Annotated in this window: 2 protein-coding genes (1 of these 2 running past the window's edge); both read left to right on the top strand. The window is 74.1% G+C overall.

Going from position 1 to position 19,285, the window contains the following annotated elements; all coding sequences use genetic code 11:
• Positions 1 to 1,196 precede the first annotated feature (1,196 nt).
• On the top strand, positions 1,197 to 2,156 hold the full coding sequence (locus ABGB06_RS29610; RefSeq protein ID WP_347594992.1) for a ParB N-terminal domain-containing protein: 960 nt from the start codon (positions 1,197 to 1,199) through the stop codon (positions 2,154 to 2,156).
• 541 nt (positions 2,157 to 2,697) lie between these two features.
• Positions 2,698 to 19,285: the 5' portion of a non-ribosomal peptide synthase/polyketide synthase gene (locus ABGB06_RS29605; RefSeq protein ID WP_347594989.1), read on the top strand. It continues 13,241 nt past the right edge of the window; the window shows 16,588 of its 29,829 coding nt (coding positions 1–16,588); it begins with the start codon at positions 2,698 to 2,700; its stop codon lies off the right edge, out of view.

The following is a 19,285-nucleotide window of genomic DNA, read 5'->3' as shown; positions in this document are numbered from 1 at the left end:
CGCACCGGCGCCGGCGGCCGACGGCTCGCCGGGCCGCCCTCGCGGAGGCCCTCTGTGTTTCGGCGGGGAATCGCGAAACAATAGGTCATCTGCCGTACACATGCCCGAGGCGCGTGCCCCGGGACGAGGCCGGAGGGCGAATGGACGAGCACGGGCCGCCAGGTGACGAGGTTCTCCCAGAGCCCGGAGGTCCGGGGAAGCCGGCGACGGTCCCCGGGCGGGCCCGCGTCCCCATGTCCCCTCCCCCACGCCGGGGAGCCCAACGGCCGGTCTCCGTCGTTCACATGCCCCGGACCGCCGGCCTCCCGCGGGCTTCGCGCGCTCCGGCGGCCGACCGGGCGCTGAACCAGGGACGTGAGGTTCGACACACGGCACGGCCCGGACGACGCCCGTCGGACACTTCGTGACACCTCGTCAGACTGGCGGAATCCGGACGTAGTTGGTGGCTCCTCCCCGAATCCGCGGATCCGGCGCTCTTCGGACCATCGAGCGCCGGCGCGGGAGGGCGAACGGGCCCCCGGCAGTCCCCCAACGCGAGCACCCACACGCCGATTCGAACGTTTTTCACCACCGCACGCCGAGTGCGTTCAGAACGCGGACGCCGAACGCCGCCTCTCGTTCGCCGTCTGTTTGCCGCGAAAGACATGAACCCGCCGGTCAGGGAGGTGATCACGACCACGTCCGAGCATGGTCAGGGGTGTCCACCCCGGCAATGTGCGGGGCCCTTCGCCCGCTGCTAACCGCATTGCAAGGCCACGGTCACGGCGATACCGTAAGGTGCGGATCGGTTCGAATGTGAGAACTTCGGATCATTCGCGGATGACTGCAGGAGGCAGGGACGACCAGCGAGCGAGCGCCGGTAGAATCCTGCAGTCGACATGTGACGTGACCAAGGAAGACGTCCCCGGCAGATCTCCCAGAGGGGCGAGGGGAGAAGCAGGAAGCAGGAAAAGAGGAAGCGGACGATCCCATTCCGGCTGGACCAACCGGAACAGGTCACTCAGGGACATCACCCAGGCTCGGTCGACGACACGGGGTGTGTGATGTCCTGCCCCAGACCGAGTTCGGCACGAGGCGGACCGAACTCGCCCTGGTGGCATTACCGAGCCTGACCGAAGGGGTAACGCGCGCGAGCGCCTGCGTGAGCGTGCCCAAAAGCGGGGATGGGGCCACACCTGATTCGTTAAGGAGCTGGAGTGGAACCAGGACGAGGGGAAATCGACGACCAGCCGATCTTAGAGGTCGATGTCAGTGCGCTTTCGGCAACTGACTCGCCGCGGTCTTCGGGGGAGGACGCGGAGCACGTACAGGCGCTCGCTGCCGCGGATACGGAGCTGCCGCCCATCATCGTGCACCGAGCGACCATGCGCGTGATCGACGGCATGCACCGGTTACGAGTAGCGAAAATCAGGGGCCAGAAAAGGATCGCGGTCAGGTTCTACGAGGGGGACGAGGCCAACGCCTTCGTACTGGCTGTGAAAGCAAATGTCACGCACGGTCTGCCGCTTTCACTCGCGGACCGTAAACGAGCGGCGGGACGCATTACTCTGTCACATCCCGAGTGGTCGGACCGCATGGTGGCGGCGGTCACCGGATTATCCGGTGGAACGGTTGCGGAGATCCGGCAACGAGTCGCAGGGAAACCGAGTGCGACCAGCATCAGGATCGGTCAGGACGGTCGGGTTCGCCCTCTCGACCGCACCAAGGGCCGGCTCCTGGCGTCGGAACTGATCTCCGAGGATCCCACGCTCTCGCTGCGGGAGATCTCCCGGGCGGCGGGCATCTCGCCCGAGACGGCCCGGGATGTCAGGAACCGCCTCCGCCGGGGCGAGGATCCGCTGCCGAACGGGCGGAAGACGCCGAAGGACCTGGTCACGGAGCTGCGGCCGAGCCAGGAGTGGTCCCAGCAGAGCGCCGCGATCGTCGAACGGCTCAAGGCCGACCCCGCCCTGAGGTTCAGTGAGACCGGACGGAACCTGCTCCGACTCCTCACCGTCGCCACCCTGCGGGCGGAGGAATGGGACGAGATCATCGAGAACGTCCCCCCGCACTGCAGCAGCATCGTCGCGCAACTGGCGAAGGTGTGCGCCGGGGTCTGGGAGGAGATCGCGGCCCGCACCGAGCGCCGAGCGGCCGACGCCGCCTGCACGGTGTAGCGGGCGACGGCCGCCGGGACCGTCGAGGTCAGCGCCTGGTCGAGCCCCGCGACGGGCTCGACCAGGCGTGACGGTGGCGCGTCCGGGCCGCACCGGGCAAGCTGATGACGAGCGATCCGCCGGCCCGTGTGGGCGCCCGCGATCGCCGCCGTCCAAGTGTGGAAAACCGACACTTGGACATCCGCTCGCGGCCCGCGCGGCGGCACTCGCGCATTCCCCTCCGTCCGCTCCCTTTGTTCCTCTGTTCCGGCCGCGCGAATGGCCCCGTTGGCGGGCCCCTGCCGCCGTCGGTAGAGCCGGCCACAACCCGGTCGACGAGCTGCCGCCGCGTAGTCCCCGGGCAGGTGTCGCGCGTCACACTTCTTCGTCGCCGAGGAAAGCCACTGTCACCAGGTATGGCTTCCCTTTATGCGGATCAGATGCCATGTTGATAGGTGGCGGATGCACGCCTGCCGGGAATCCCGAGCGGGCCGGACGGCAGACCCGCCGACTTCGCCGTGCGTGAACGACGGGGCGCTCGGTTATCCATGGAGAGGGGAACATGAACAACCACGCCAACGACGCTCTGCCCCTTTCCGAAAGCCAGCGGGACATCTGGCTGGCGCAGCGCATCGAGGGCGCCGGCAGCAGTTACAACATAAGCAAGCGCGTGGAGATTCTGGGCCCCGTCGACACGAATCTCCTCCAACGCGCGCTGCGGCAGGTCGTCGCCGAAACCGAGATTCTGCACGTGCATTTCGAGGACGGGCCGGACGGCGCGTCACAGGTTTTCGGACCGGTACCGGAATGGGATCTGCCGGTCCTGGACGTGAGCGCCGAGGACGAGCCTTTGTCCGCGGCGCAGGCGCGCATCCTGGCCGAGTTGGCGCGGCCGGTGGATCCCGCCAGGGATCGGCTGTTCACCTTCCTCCTCTTCCGCCTGGCTCCCGACCGTTTCGTGTGGTTTCAGCAGTTCAACCACCTGCTGATGGATGGCGTGGGACAGGCGCTTTTCAGCCACCGACTGGCGGCGGTCTACACCGCGCTGGTGGCCGGTCAGGCTCCCCCGCCCTCGGGGTACGCGCCGCTGCGGGTGTTGTTCGAGCAGCAGGCCGCGTACCGGGGTTCGCCGCGGTACGCCGACGACCGGGACTACTGGCACGAGCGGTTCGCTGACCGGCCCAACCTCCCGGCCGTTCCCGGCTACCGCTCCGCCGCGGCCGCGGCCGCGGGGCCCGGTGGGGGGATGCTGTCCGGGACCGGTCACCTCCCGGCCGACGTCGCGGCGGCGCTGCGGGCGACGGCCCGCGAGGTGGGCACCAGCGCCTCCCGCCTGATGATCGGCGCGTTCGCGGCGTTCGTGGCGCGGCTGACCGGGGCGCGGGAGACGGTCCTGAGCCTTCCGGTGACCGGGCGGGTCACGGAGGAGGAGCGCGGCACGCCCTTCGTGTTGTCGAACGTGCTGCCGGTCCGGTTGCGCGTCGACGCCGGCACGACGGTGGCGGAGTTGGCGGAGCGGGCGCACGGCGAGGTGGCGGGCCTGCTGGGCCGTCAGCGGTTCCGGGGCGAGCAGCTGCGCCGCGATCTCGGCTGGCCGGGCGGGCAGCGGCGGTTGTTCGGTCCCGACGTGAACATCATCCCCACCGGCGGCGATCTGGACTTCGCCGGGCACCGCGGGATCGTGGCCGACTTCGCCAACCGGCACGTCGATGACCTGGGGTTGATGGTCAACGGCTGGTCGGGGGCGGGTGAGCTGCGGGTCGCGGTGGAGGCCAACCCGGCGCTCTACGACCAGGACTGGGCCACGGGCGCCGGGCGTTCCTTCCACACCCTGCTGACGCGGATCGCGGAGGACCCGGCCGTCCGGCTGGGCGAGATCGACGTCCTGGCGGAATCCGACCACGGCCGGGTCGTCCAGGGCTGGAACGCGCCCGCCTCAGCGACCTCCTCGTCGCTCGCCTCGCCGGTCGCCTCGTCGCTCGCCTCGTCGGCCCAGGACGACCCGCACGACCCGTGGTTGGGGGTGTTCCGGGCCCGCGCCGGCCGGTCTCCCGAAGCGGTGGCCGTGCGCTGCGGTGACCGCGCCCTGTCCTACGGGGAGTTGGACGCCCGCTCCAGCCGGCTGGCCCGTCACCTGGCCGGCCTGGGAGTGGGCGTCGAGTCCCGGGTGGGCCTGTGCCTGCCGCGCGGCGTGGACATGATCGTCGCGATGCTGGCGGTGTGGAAGGCCGGGGCCGGCTTCGTGCCGCTGGACCCGGAGTACCCGGCCGAGCGGCTGGCCTACATGGTCGCCGACAGCGCGGCCACCGTGGTGCTGGGCGACGCGGACAGTCTGGCCCCACTGCCGGTGGACCCGTCCCGGCTGGTGGTGCTGGCGGAGGCCGAACACGCGGCGGTCGACGAGCCGGCCGAGCCCTCGGACGTGGCGGTCCGGCCGGACCAGTTGGCGTATGTGATCTACACCTCGGGCTCCACCGGGCGTCCGAAGGGCGTGGCGGTCTCGCACCGGGGTGTCGTGCGTCTGGCCGAAACCATGCGCCCGGTGCTGGGGATGGACGAGGGCGTCACCGCGCTGCAGTTCGCCTCGTTCAGCTTCGACGCCTCGATCCTCGACGTCGCCACGACGCTGGCGGCCGGCGGCACCCTGGCCATCGCCACCAGCGAGGAACGCGGCGACGCCGAGGCGTTGGCCCGGATGATCCGCGACGCGGGCGTTTCGGTGGCCAGCGTCGTGCCCTCCCTCCTCGGCGTCCTGGACCCGGAGTCGGTGCCGGGGATCACCAACTGGGTCCTCGGGGCCGAGCGGTTGACCGCCGACCTGGCGTCCCGCTGGGTCGGACGGGCGCGGGTGTGGAACACCTACGGCCCGACCGAGGCCACCGTCATCACCACCGCCGTACCGGTGGAGTCCGGCATCACCCCGCGGGACGCGGCCCCGGCGATCGGCCGGCCCCTGGATCACGCCCGGGTCTACGTCCTCGACGAGTTCCTGCGGCCGGTCGCCCCCGGTGTGGTGGGCGAGTTGTACGTGGCCGGTGCCGGGCTGGCGCGCGGTTATGTCGCCCGTCCCGGCCTGACCGCGGAGCGGTTCGTCGCCTGCCCCTTCGCCCCCGGCGAGCCGATGTACCGGTCCGGGGACCTGGCCCGGTGGACCGAGGCGGGAGCGCTGGAGTTCGCCGGCCGGGCCGACGCCCAGGTCAAGGTCCGCGGCTTCCGTATCGAACTGGGCGAGGTCGAGGCCGTCCTGGCCGCCCACCCGGCCGTGCGCGAGGCGGTGGTGGTCGTCTCCCACGGCAGCCTGGTCGCGTACCTCGTCGCGGACGTGACGGACGTCGACACCCAGGAGATCCAGGGCCACGTCGGGGAGTCGCTGCCCGAGTACATGGTCCCGGCGACGATGGTGGTGCTGGACGCGCTGCCGCTGACCCCCAACGGGAAGGTCGACCGGGCGGCGCTGCCCGCACCCGAGTCGGGCGACCGCCGCGCCGCCGGACGCGCGCCGGCGACGCCGACCGAGGCGGCGGTCTGCGGACTGTTCGCCGAGGTGCTGGGCCTGGACGAGGTGGGCGCGGACGAGTCGTTCTTCGCGCTCGGCGGCGACTCGATCATGTCGATGCTGCTGGTGTCGAAGGCCCACCGGGCCGGGCTGGCGATCGCCACCCACCAGGTGTTCCAGCTCCGCACCCCCGCCGCGCTGGCGGCCGTGGCGGTCGCGGCCGACGACACCGCCGCCGCGGCCGGCGAGTCGGGCGTCGGCGTGGTCCCGTTGACGCCGGTGATGCACGAGGTCCTCGACCGGGTCGGGCCCGACCGGGTGGGCGAGGTGGTCCAGCCCACCCTCGTCGCCACCCCCGCCGGCCTGACGGCCGACGCCCTGATCCGCGCGGTGCGGGCCGTGCTGGACCGCCACGACATCCTGCGCGCCCGCCTCGACACCCGGGCCACGCCCCCCGTCCTCGTCGTCGACGAGCCGGGCACGGTGGACGCCGCCGGCCTGGTCACCCACGTCACGACGACGGATCTCACCGGCCAGCACCTCGACCAGGCCACCCGCGAGGCCGTGGACCGGCTGGACCCGCGAGCGGGCTCGATGCTCCAGGCGGTGTGGTTCGACCACGGGCCCGAGCGGCCGGGCCGGCTGTTGCTGGTCGCCAACCACCTGGTCGTCGACACCGTCTCCTGGCACGCCATGCTCGCCGACCTCGCCCAGGCCCACGACGATCTGGTCGCCGGACGGGACGTCGAGCTGGACCCGGTCCCGACGTCGTTCCGGCACTGGGCCCGCGAACTGGCCGCGCAGGCCGGCAGCGAGGAACGCCTGGCCGAACTCCCGGCCTGGCGTCGGATGCTGGAGGATCCCGAACCCCTGCTGACCGACGCGCCCGTCGATCCGACCAGGGATCGGGGCGACACCCTCGGCCGGCTGTCGGTCACCGTCCCCGCCGACGTGACCGCCGCCCTGCTCACCGAGGTGCCCGCCGCGTTCCACGCCGGCATGGACGACGTCCTCCTCGCCGGGCTGGCCGCCGCCGTCACCACCTGGACCGGCCAGAGGACGGATCGGGGCTTCCTGGTCGATGTCGAGGGCCACGGCCGGCAGCCGCTGAGCGACACCGACGACCTGACCCGCACGGTCGGCTGGTTCACCGACGTCCACCCCGTCCGGCTCGACGCCGGCGGGATCGACCCGACGGAGGTCGGGGCCGGCGGCCCGGACGCCGGACGGGCGTTGAAGCGCATCAAGGAACAGCTCCGTTCGGTTCCCGCTGACGGTCTGGGCTACGGCATGCTGCGCCGCCTGAACCCCGACACCGCCGCCACCCTGGCCGCCCTGCCCGGCGCCCAGATCGGGTTCAACTACCTCGGCCGCGGCGCGGCCGCCCGGGCGGGCGACTGGCAGCCGGCCAGCGACGCCGGACTGGGCGAGGGCGTGGCCAACGCCCTCCCCGTGATGCACGCCCTGGAGGTCATGGGCTTCGTCAGCGAGCGGTCCGAAGGCCCGCGCCTGGTCCTGAGCCTGGCCTGGCCCGAGCGGCTGCTCGACGCGGAGCGGGCGCGGGAGTTGCTGGACGGCTGGGCGACGATGCTGGCCGGTCTGGCCGGCCACGCGGCCCGCCCCGGCGCCGGCGGCCACACCCCCTCCGACTTCCCGCTCGTCGCCCTCGACCAGCACCACGTGGCGGAGTTGGAGGCCCAGCCCGCCGGGCTGGCGGACGTGCTGCCCGTCGCGCCGCTCCAGGAGGGCTTCCTCTTCCACTCCCTCTACGACGAGGACGGCACCGACGTCTACGTCGAACAGCTGGTCCTGGACATCGAGGGCTCGCTGGACGCGGCGACGCTGCGCGCCTCCTGGCAGACGATGCTCGACCGGCACCCCAGCCTCCGGGCCGGGTTCCGGCAGCTGCCCGGGGTGGACCAGCCCGTCCAGGTCGTTTCCGCGACCGCGGAGCTGCCCTGGCGCGAGGTGGACCTCGCCGGGCCGGACCGGGAAGCCGCCGCCCCGGAGGCCGAACGCCTCGGCGGCGAGGAGCGTGCGCGGCGGTTCGACCTGGCCCGGCCGCCGCTGCTGCGGGTGATGCTGCTGCGGCTTGGCGCGCGCCGGCACCAGATGGTGGTGACGCTGCACCACATCCTGCTGGACGGCTGGTCGCTGCCGATCCTGCTGCGCGAGCTGTGGACCTGCTACGAGGCGGGTGGCGTCGGGCACGGTCTGCCCGCGGTGGTCGGACACCGGGACTATCTGGCGTGGCTGGGCCGCCAGGACGCCGATGCCGCGCGCCAGGCCTGGCAGGCGGCGCTGGCCGACGCGGAGGAGCCGACCCTGGTCGCGCCGCAGGCGCCGAGCGCCGCGTCGGTCCTGGCCAGGACGGTGGTCGCGGAGCCGGGTGAACGGCTGGCCGAGGCGCTGCGGGAGGTCGCGCGGCGGCAGGACGTGACGTTGAACACCGTGTTCCAGGTGGCCTGGTCGGTGGTGGTCGGTCAGCTGACCGGGCGCCGCGACGTGGTCTTCGGGGCGACCGTGGCCGGACGGCCGGCGGAACTGCCCGGTGTGGAGGAGATGCTCGGGCTGTTCATCAACACCGTCCCGGTGCGGGCGCGGCTGAACCCGGCGCGGACCGTCGCCGAGATGCTGGCCGAGGTCCAGGCCGAGCAGTCGGCGCTGCTGGACCACCAGCATCTGGGGTTGAGCGACATCCAGCGGCTCGCCGGTCCTGGCGCGACGTTCGACACGCTGGTGGCGTTCGAGAGTTTCCCCGTGGCGCCGCAGGAGGCGCTGGGCGCCGGCGCGGACGGGCTGCGTTTCTCCCAGGCCCCGATGCGGGAGTCGACCAACTTCGCGTTGGCGTTGGGCGTCGACCCGGCGCACGGCCTGCGGCTGCGGGTGGACTACCGGCCCGACGTGTTCGACGACGATGCCGTGCGGGCGCTGTCCCAGCGGCTGGTGCGGGTGCTGGAGCAGATCGCGGCCGAGCCGTCGCTGCCGATGAGCCGGATCGCCACGGTGGACGCGGTGCAGCACCGGCGGCTGGTGGAGGGTTGGAACGACACCGCCCACCCGGTCCCGGCGGGCACGCTGCCCGAGGCGATCCGGGCGCAGGCCGCGCGGATCCCGGCGGCGGTCGCGGTCCGCTCCGGCGGGCACGCGGCGTTGACCTACGCCGAGTTGACCGAGCGCGCCGACCGGCTGGGCCGGCACCTCGCCGCGCTGGGCGTGGGCCCGGAGTCGCGGGTGGGCCTGCTGCTGCCCCGCGGCGTGGACGTGGTCGTCGGGATGCTCGCGGTCTGGCAGGCCGGCGGCGCGTTCGTGCCGCTCGACCCGGACCATCCGGCCGACCGGCTCGCCTACGTGCTGGACGACAGCGACGCCACGGTCGTGCTCGGCACCGACGCGACGCTGTCGGCGCTCGCGACCGTGGACGTACCGATGGTGTCGCTGGACGCCCCGGCGACCCGGGCCGCGGTCGCGGCCGAGCCGGCCGCTCCCCTGGGCATACCGGCGGATCCGGAACGACTGGCGTACGTCATCTACACGTCGGGATCGACCGGCCGCCCGAAGGGCGTCGCGGTCTCGCACCGTGGCCTGGTGAACCTGGCCGAGGCCATGAAGCCGGTGCTCGGCATGGACGAGGGCGTCACCGCCCTGCAGTTCGCCTCGTTCAGCTTCGACGCCGCCATCCTCGACGTCGCCACCACCCTCGCCGCCGGCGGCACCCTCGCCATCGCCAGCGAGGAGGAACGCACCGAACCCGACAGGCTGGCCGGCATGATCCGCGACGCGGGCGTGTCCGTGGCCAGCGTCGTGCCGTCGCTGCTCGGCGTGCTCGACCCGCGGACCGTGCCGGGGATCGCGAACTGGGTGCTGGGCGCGGAGCGGCTGACCGCCGACCTCGCCTCCCGCTGGGCCGGCCAGGCCAGGGTGTGGAACACCTACGGCCCGACCGAGGCCACCGTCATCACCACCGCCATGTCCGCCCCCATCAGCCCGACCATCACGCCGGGCGACCAGGCGCCCGCCATCGGTCGCCCCCTCGCCAACACCCGGGTCTACGTGCTGGACGGCTTCCTGCGGCCGGTGCCGGAGGGCGTGACCGGCGAGATCTACGTGGCCGGTCCCGGCCTGGCCCGCGGCTACGTGGGGCGCCCCGACCTGACCGCCGAACGGTTCGTCGCCTGCCCGTTCGGCGGCGAGCCGGGCCTGCGGATGTACCGTTCCGGCGACCTGGCGCACTGGGACGCCGAGGGGCAGCTGCACTTCGCCGGCCGGGCCGACGCCCAGGTCAAGATCCGCGGCCACCGCATCGAACTGGGCGAGATCGAGGCCGTGCTGACCGCCCACGAGGCCGTGCGCGAGGCCGTCGTCGTCGCCCGCGAGGACCGGCCCGGCGACAAGCGGCTCGTCGCCTACCTCGTCCCCGAGAGCACGGACGGGGCCGCCCTCGACACCGGCCGGGTGGTCGACCAGGTGGCCGCGGCCCTGCCCGAGTACATGGTCCCGTCGGCCGTGGTCGTGCTGGACGCGATGCCGCTGACGGTCAACGGGAAGGTGGACCGGGCCGCGCTGCCGGCCCCCGACCTGTCGGGACAGGTCACCGGACGGGAACCCCGCACCGAGGCCGAGGCCACGCTGTGCGCCCTGTTCGCCGACGTGCTGGGCCTTGGGGGCACCTCCCAGGCCGGCAAGGCCTGGGGGAAGGTCGGCGCCGAGGACTCGTTCTTCCAGCTCGGCGGCGACTCCATCATGTCCATGCAGCTGGCGTCCCGGGCCCGGCACGCCGGGCTGGCCATCACGCCGCGGCAGGTGTTCGAGGAGAAGACCCCCGAGCGGCTGGCCCTGGTCGCCGAGCCGGTCGAGACGGACCTCGCCGCCCCCGTCGACGGCGAGGGCGACGCGGTGGGCGTGGTGTCCCACACCCCGACCCTGCTGGCGGCGGGCCCGTCGGCCACCGCTCCCGGTTTCGCGCAGTGGGTCGTCGCCGGCGCCCCGGCCGACCTCGAACGGGAGACCCTCGCCCGGGCCGTGGGCGCGCTGCTGGACACCCACGCCATGCTCCGGGCCCGCGTCCAGGACGCCGAGGACGTCCAGGACACCGACGACGCGCGGCCGTCGTTGGTCGTCGGCGAGGCCGGCAGCGTGGACGCCGCCAGCCTGATCGCCCGGGTGGAGGCCTCGCACGTTCCGGACGAGGGTCTGGACGAGTTCGCCGGGCGGGCCGCCCGCGAGGCCGCCGAGCGTCTGGACCCGCGGGCCGGCGCGATGCTGAACGTGGTCTGGGTGGACGCCGGGCCCTCCCGGGTCGGACGGGTGGCGCTGGTCGCGCACCACCTGGTCACCGACGGCGTGTCCTGGCGCATCCTGCTCCCCGACCTGGCCGCCGCCTACGACGCCGCCGCGGCCGGCCGGCAGCCCGCGCTGGACCCGGCGGGCACCTCGTTCCGCCGCTGGGCCGAGCTGCTCACGAGCCACGCCTACGGCCCCGAGCGGCTCACCGAACTCGAGGCCTGGACCGAACTGCTCGGCCAGCCGGAGGAGCCGCTGGGCGGCCGGGCCCTGGACCCGGCCCGCGACACCGCGCGCACGGTCGTCACGCGTTCCTGGACCCTGCCGGCGGCCCAGGCGGCCACCCTGGTCAACGCGACGCCGGCGGCGTTCCACTGCGGCGTGCACGAGGTGCTGCTGGCCACCCTGACCGGCGCCGTCGCGCGGTGGCGCCCGGCGACCGCCGAAACCGGCGTACTGGTCGACATCGAGGGCCACGGCCGCGAGGCCCTCGACGGCGCCGACCTCTCCCGCACCGTCGGCTGGTTCACCAACGTCCACCCCCTCCGCCTCACCGCCGCCACCACCGACCTCGACGACGCCCGCACCGGCGGACCCGCCGCCGGACACCTCCTCAAGACCATCAAGGAGCAGTCCGGACACATCCCCGGCGACGGCCTCGGCTACGGCCTGCTCCGCCACCTCAACCCCGACACCGCCCCCCGCCTCGCCGCGCTCCCCACCCCCCAGATCGGGTTCAACTACCTGGGCCGGTTCCCCGGCGGCCTCGGCCAGCAGGCCGTCGCCCCGTGGGAGATGGCCGGCGACACCGCCGTCGGCGGGTCCGCCCACCCCGACATGCCGGCCACCCACCCGCTGGCCGCGAACGCCGTCGTCCAGGACACCCCCGACGGGCCCCAACTCACCCTGACCCTCGCCTGGCCCGGCGGCCTGTTCGACGCCGCCGACATCGCCGGTCTGGGCGCCGGCTGGCTGGAGACCCTGGCCGGCCTCGCCGCCCACACCGCCCGGCCCGGCGCCGGCGGCCACACCCCCTCCGACTTCCCCCTGGTCGGCCTCACCCAGGAGGCCGTCGAGGAACTCGAGGCCGCCGTCCCCGGCCTGGTCGACGTCTGGCCGCTGTCGCCGCTCCAGGAGGGCCTGCTGTTCCACGCGGCGTTCGACGCCGAGGACGTCGACGTCTACGAAGGCCAGCGCACCCTTGCCCTGGACGGGCCGCTGGACGCCGCGCGGCTCCGGGCCGCGTGGCAGACGCTGCTGGTCCGGCACCCGATCCTGCGGGCCAGCTACCACCAACGGCCCTCCGGCGAGGCCGTGCAGGTGCTCGCCGGCAGCGTGGAGCTGCCCTGGCGCGAGGCCGACCTGTCCGAGCTCCACGCCCGAGACAAGGCGGAGGCGCGGGCCGAGATGGCGCGCCTGGCCCGCGCGGAGATGGCCGACCGGTTCGACGTCACCCGGGCGCCGCTGCTGCGGCTGCTGCTGGTCCGGCTCGGCGCGAACGAGCACCGCCTGTTCTTCACCAGCCACCACCTGCTGATGGACGGCTGGTCCCTGCCGGTCCTGATCAACGACCTGTCCGCCGTCTACGCGGCGGGCGACGATCCCCGCGGCCTGCCCCCGACCACCTCATACCGGGACTACCTGGCCTGGCTGGGCCGGCAGGACAAGGCCGCGGCCCGCGCCGCCTGGCGCGCGGAACTGGCCGGGGCCGACGAACCCACCGTGGTCGCCTCGGCGGACCTCACCCGGGCGGCGACCCGGCCGCAGTCGGTCCAGGTCGAGCTGACCGAGGAGCGGACCCGGGCCCTGGCCGATCTGGCCCGCGCGCACGGGCTGACCACCAACACCCTGGTGCAGGGCGCCTGGGGCCTGGTGTTGGCCCGGCTGGTCGGGCGCCGGGACGTGGTCTTCGGCGCCACCGTGGCCGGCCGGCCCACCGATCTGCCCGGCGCGGAGTCCACGATCGGCCTGTTCATCAACACCCTCCCGGTCCGGGTGACGTTGGACGCCGACCGGCCGATCATCGAGCTGCTCACCGACCTGCAACGCCGCCAGGTCGCGCTGATGAGCCACCAACACCTGGGCCTGTCCGAGGTCCAACACCTCGCCGGCCCGGGCGGCACCTTCGACTCCCTCGTCGTCTACGAGAACTACCCCCGCCCGGCGGGCCGTTCGGGCCCGGAAGCGGTGTCGATCCGCTTCGCCGGAACGCCGGACGACGCCAGCCACTACCCGTTGAGCCTGATCTTCAGCCCGGGCGACCGGCTGCACGGCGAACTCGCCTACCAGCCGGACGTGGTGGCACGCCCGCTGGCCGACGAGATGCTCACCTCCCTGGTCCGGGTGCTGGACCAGATCGCCGCCGACCCCACCCAGCCGACCGCACGCGTCGACATCACGGACGCCGCGCGCCGCGCCCGGGTGATCGAGCGGTGGAACGACACGGCGCGGCCGGTGCCGGCCGGCACGCTGCCCGAGGTGATCCGGGCCCAGGCGGCGCGGATCCCGGCGGCCGTTGCGGTCCGGTGCGGCGGCGAGGCCCTGTCCTACGGCGAGTTGGCCGAGCGGGCCCACCGGCTCGCCCGGCACCTGACCGGCCTCGGCGTGGGCGTCGAGTCCCGGGTCGGCCTGCTGCTACCGCGCGGGGCGGACATGATCGTCGCGATGCTGGCCGTCTGGCAGGCCGGCGGCGCGTTCGTCCCGCTCGACCCCGACTATCCGGCCGACCGGCTCGCCTACGTCCTGGACAGCAGCGACGCGGCCGTCCTCGTCGGCACCACCGAGACCCTGTCCCAGCTGACGCCGGGAACCACCCGCGCGGTGGCCCTGGACGACGCGGAGACCCGGGACGCCATCGCCGCCCAGCCGGCCACCTCCCCCGAGCTGACCACCGACCCCGCTCAGCTGGCGTACGTCATCTACACCTCCGGATCCACCGGCCGCCCCAAGGGCGTCGCCGTCTCGCACCGGGGTCTGGTGAACCTGGCCGAGGCCATGAGGCCCGCGTTGGGCATGGACGAGGGCGTCACCGCGCTGCAGTTCGCCTCGTTCAGCTTCGACGCCTCGATTCTCGACGTCGCCACCACGCTGGCCGCCGGCGGCACCCTCGCCATCGCCACCGCCGAGGAGCGCACGGAGTCCGAGGCCCTCGCCCGCATGATCCGCGAGGCCGACGTCACCGTCGCCAGCGTCGTCCCGTCACTGCTCGGCGTGCTCGACCCCGACACCGTTCCCGGCGTCACCACCTGGGTGCTGGGCGCCGAGCGGCTCACCGCCGACCTCGCCTCCCGCTGGGCCGGCCGGGCCGAGGTCGTGAACACCTACGGGCCCACCGAGTCGACCGTCATCACCACCGCCATGCCCGCCCCGATCAGCGCGGACATCACGCCGCAGCACCCGGCGCCGCCGATCGGCCGGCCCATCGGCAACACCCGCGTCTACCTGCTGGACACCTTCCTCCGCCCGGTGCCTCCCGGCATCACCGGCGAGATCTACCTCACCGGACCCGGCCTGGCCCGCGGCTACGTCGGCCAGCCGGGCCTGACCGCCGAACGCTTCGTCGCCTGCCCGTTCGGCGACGAGCCGGCGGGCGGCACGAGGATGTACCGCTCCGGCGACCTCGCCCACTGGGACGCCGAGGGACAGCTGCACTTCGACGGCCGCGCCGACGCCCAGGTCAAGATCCGCGGCTTCCGCATCGAGCTGGGCGAGATCGAGGCCGTCCTCACCGCCCACGACGCCGTGCATCAGGCCGCCGTCATCGTCCGCGACGAGCCGCTGAGGGGCGATATGGGGGCACCTCCCGGGCGCCCTGGCGCCCGGGGGAGGCTGGTCGCCTACGTCGTGCCGGAGGGCGCCGGCGTCGACCAGGTCCGGCTGCGCGACCACGCCGCCGCCGAACTGCCCGACTACATGGTGCCCGCCGTCTTCATGGTCGTGGACGCGCTGCCGTTGACCGTGAACGGGAAGGTGGACCGGGCGGCGCTGCCGGCCCCGGACCTGGCCGCCCAGACCACGGGACGCGAGCCCCGCACCGAGGCCGAGGCCACCCTGTCTGGCCTGTTCGCCGAGGTGCTCGGCCTGGAGAAGGTCGGCGCCGACGACTCGTTCTTCGAACTCGGCGGCGACTCCATCATGTCCATGCAGCTCGCCTCCCGGGCCCGCCGCGCCGGCCTGGTCATCACCCCCCGCCAGATCTTCGAGGAGAAGAGCCCCGAACGGCTGGCCCTGGTCGCCGACGCGGCCGGGGCGGCGGAGGCCGGCGCCGCCGCCGCCGACGTGCCGGTCGGCGAGGTGGCCTGGACCCCGGCGCTGCTGGCGACCGGCCGGCAGGCGACCCGGATCGCCTTCGCGCAGTGGGTGGTCGCCGGCACGCCGGCCGGGCTGGTCCCGGACGCCCTGATCGCGGCCGTCCGCGCGCTGCTGGACACGCACGCCATGCTCCGGGCCCGCGTCCAGGACGCCGAGGACGTCGAGGACACCGACGACGCGCGGCCGTCGTTGGTGGTCGGGGAGCCCGGCAGCGTGGACGCCGCCGGGCTGATCACCCGCGTCGACGCGGCACACGTCCCGGACGAGGGCCTGGACGAGATCGCCGACCAGGCCGCCCGCCAGGTCGTGGAGCGGCTCGACCCGAGGACCGCGATGCTGCGCGCGGTGTGGCTCGACGCCGGCCCCGACCGGGTCGGACGGGTGATGCTGCTCGCGCACCACCTGGTCATCGACGGCGTGTCCTGGCGCATCCTGCTCCCCGACCTGGCCGCCGCCTACGACGCGGCCGCGGCCGGCCGGCAGCCCGCGCTGGACCCGGCGGGCACCTCGTTCCGCCGCTGGGCCGAGCTGCTCACGGCCCAGGCACGGAGCGCCGAGCGGCTCGCGGAACTCGACGCCTGGACCGAACTGCTGGGCCAGCCGGAGGCCCCGCTGGGCCGCCGGGCCCTGGACCCGGCCCGCGACACGGTGGCCACCCTCCGGGCGCTGGACTGGACGGTGCCCGCCGACCAGGCCGCCGTCCTCACCGGCACGACGCCGGCGGCGTTCCACTGCGGCGTGCACGAGGTGCTGCTGGCCACCCTGACCGGCGCCGTCGCGCGGTGGCGCCCGGCGACCGCCGAAACCGGCGTACTGGTCGACATCGAGGGCCACGGCCGCGAGGCCCTCGACGGCGCCGACCTCTCCCGCACCGTCGGCTGGTTCACCAACGTCCACCCCCTCCGCCTCACCGCCGCCACCACCGACCTCGACGACGCCCGCACCGGCGGACCCGCCGCCGGACACCTCCTCAAGACCATCAAGGAGCAGTCCGGACACATCCCCGGCGACGGCCTCGGCTACGGCCTGCTCCGCCACCTCAACCCCGACACCGCGGCCGTGCTCGAACAACTGCCGTCGGCGGAGATCGGGTTCAACTACCTCGGCCGGTTCGCGACCGGGCCGGCGGAGACCGCGGTGGCGGCCTGGCAGATGGCCGGGCAGACCGCCGTCGGTGGCTCCGCCCACCCCGACATGCCGGCCACTCACCCGCTGGCCGCCAACGTCGTCGTCCAGGACACCCCCGACGGGCCCCAGCTGTCCCTGACCCTGGCCTGGCCCGGCGGCCTGTTCGACGAGGCCGACATCGAACGCCTCGGCAGCGCCTGGCTGGAGAACCTGGCCGGCCTCGCCGCCCACACCGCCCAGCCCGGCGCCGGCGGCCACACCCCCTCCGACTTCCCGCTGGTGCGGGTGGCGCAGGAGCACGTGGACGAGCTGGAGGAGCAGGTCCCGGGCCTGGCGGAGGTGCTGCCGGTCTCGCCGCTCCAGCAGGGCATGCTCTTCCACGCCCTCTACGACGAGGCGGGCACCGACGTCTACGTCGAGCAGCTGAACCTGGCCCTGGACGGGCCGCTGGACGCCGCGCGGCTGCGCGCCTCCTGGCAGGCGATGCTGGACCGGCACGGCAGCCTGCGCGCCGGCTTCCGGCAGCTGGCCGGCCTGGAGCAGCCGCTCCAGATCGTTCCGGGGACCGTGGAGCTGCCCTGGCGCGAGGAGGACCTCTCCGGGCTCGACGAGGACGAGGCCAGGGAGCGGGCGGAGGCCCTGGAGACCGGGGAGCGCTCGCGGTTCGACCTGGCCCGGCCGCCGTTGCTGAAGGTCCTCCTCCTCAGGCTCGGCGAGCGCCGGCACCGGATGGCGGTCACCGTCCACCACCTGCTGATGGACGGCTGGTCGCTGCCCATCCTGATGCGCGAGCTGGAGCTCTGCTACCGGGCCGGCGGGACCGCGCACGGCCTCCCGGCCGTGACCCCGCACCGGGAGTACCTGGCCTGGTTGGCCCGGCAGGACACCGAGGCGGCGCACCAGGCCTGGCGGCTCGCCCTGGCCGGGGCGGAGGAGCCCACCCTGGTCGCGCCGCAGACGGTCAGCGCCGAGGCGGTTCTGGCCGACTCGGTCACCGCCGAGTCCGGCCACCACCTGGCCAACGCGGTGCGGCAGACGGCCCGCGCGCACGGCGTGACGGTCAACACCGTCATCCAGGCCGCCTGGGCCACCGTGGTCGGCCAGCTGACCGGCCGCCGGGACGTCGTCTTCGGCGCGACCGTCGCCGGCCGGCCCGCCGACCTGCCCGGCGTGGAGAACATGCTGGGGCTGTTCCTCAACACCCTGCCGGTCCGGGTGACCCTCGATCCGGCACGGACCGTCGCCGAGTTGCTGGAGCGGCTCCAGGCCGAGCAGACGGCGCTGCTGGACCACCAGCACGTGGGCCTGTCCGACATCCAGCGGCTGGCCGGCGCCGGCGCCACCTTCGACACCCTGATCGCGTTCGAGAACTTCCCCACCGGGCCCCCCGAGCCGGAGCCCTCGGACCTGCGGATCACCCCGGCCGGGATCCGGGAGTCGACCAACTTCGCCCTGGCCCTCGGCGTGAACCCGGACGGCGACCTCAGCCTCCGCCTGGACTACCGGCCCGACGTCTTCGACGCGGCCAGCGCCCGCGCCCTGTCCGGGCGGCTGCTGCGGGTCCTGGAGCAGTTCACGGCGGATCCGTCGCTGCCCGTGGGCCGGATCGAGCTGCTGGACGACGCCGCCAGGGCGCGCGTCGTCGAACGGTTCAACGACACCGCCCGACCGGTCGGGACCGGGTCGTGGATGGACGCCTTCCAGGCCCGGACGGACGCCACACCGGACGCGCCGGCGGTGTGCTCCGGCCCGGACGACGCCCTGACCTACCGGGAGCTGGAGTGGCGCGCCGACCGGCTGGGCCGCTACCTCGTCTCCCAGGGCGTGCACGCCGAGTCGCGGGTGGGCCTGCTGCTGCCGCGCGGCGTGGACATGGTCACCGCGATGCTGGCGGTGTGGATGGCCGGCGGCGCGTTCGTGCCGCTGGACCCCGACCACCCGGCCGACCGGCTCGCCTACGTGCTGGACGACAGCGCGGCCACGGTGGTGCTGGGCGTGTCCGAGACGCTGGCCCAGCTGCCGGCCGACAGCGGCACGCCGGTGGTCGCGCTGGACGACCCCGAGGTGCGCGACGCCGTGTGGCGGCGCTACTACCCGGGTCTTGACCGCCTGACGGACCTGTCCCGGCTGGCGTACGTCATCTACACCTCGGGATCCACCGGGCGCCCGAAGGGCGTCGCGGTGTCGCACCGGGGTCTGGTGAACCTGGCCGAGGCGATGCGCCCGGTGCTGGGCGTGGACGAGGGCGTGACGGCGCTGCAGTTCGCCTCGTTCAGCTTCGACGCCTCGATCCTCGACGTCGCCACCACCCTGGCGGCCGGCGGCACCCTGGCCGTCGCGACCGCCGACGAACGCACGGAGCCCGACGCGCTCGCCGCGCTGCTCCGGCGCCGGAACGTGTCGGTGGCCAGCGTCGTCCCGTCGCTGCTGAACGTGCTGGACCCGGACGAGGTGCCGGGCGTCACCAACTGGGTGCTGGGCGCCGAGCGGTTGACCGCCGACCTGGCGTCCCGCTGGGCTGGACACGCCGCGGTGTGGAACACCTACGGGCCGACCGAGGCCACCGTCATCACCACCGCCGCGCCCGCCCCCATCAGCGCGGTCCTCTCCCCCGCCGACCCGGCCCCGGCCATCGGCCGACCGATCGGCAACACCCGGGTCTACCTGCTGGACAGCTTCCTGCGGCCGGTGCCCGAGGGCGTGACCGGCGAGATCTACGTGGCCGGTCCCGGCCTGGCCCGCGGCTACGTGGGCCGTCCCGACCTGACCGCGGAACGGTTCGTCGCCTGCCCGTTCGGCGACGAGCCGGCGGGCGGCACGAGGATGTACCGCTCCGGCGACCTGGCGCGGTGGACGGCGGACGGCGAGTTGGACTTCGTCGGCCGCGCCGACGCGCAGGTCAAGATCCGCGGCCACCGCATCGAACTGGGCG

The organism is Streptomyces sp. B6B3, from assembly GCF_039871525.1.
GTDB lineage: Bacteria > Actinomycetota > Actinomycetes > Streptomycetales > Streptomycetaceae > Streptomyces.
The sequence above is the reverse complement of the archived record's forward strand: the minus strand, read 5'-3'. Positions and strand labels throughout refer to the sequence as shown.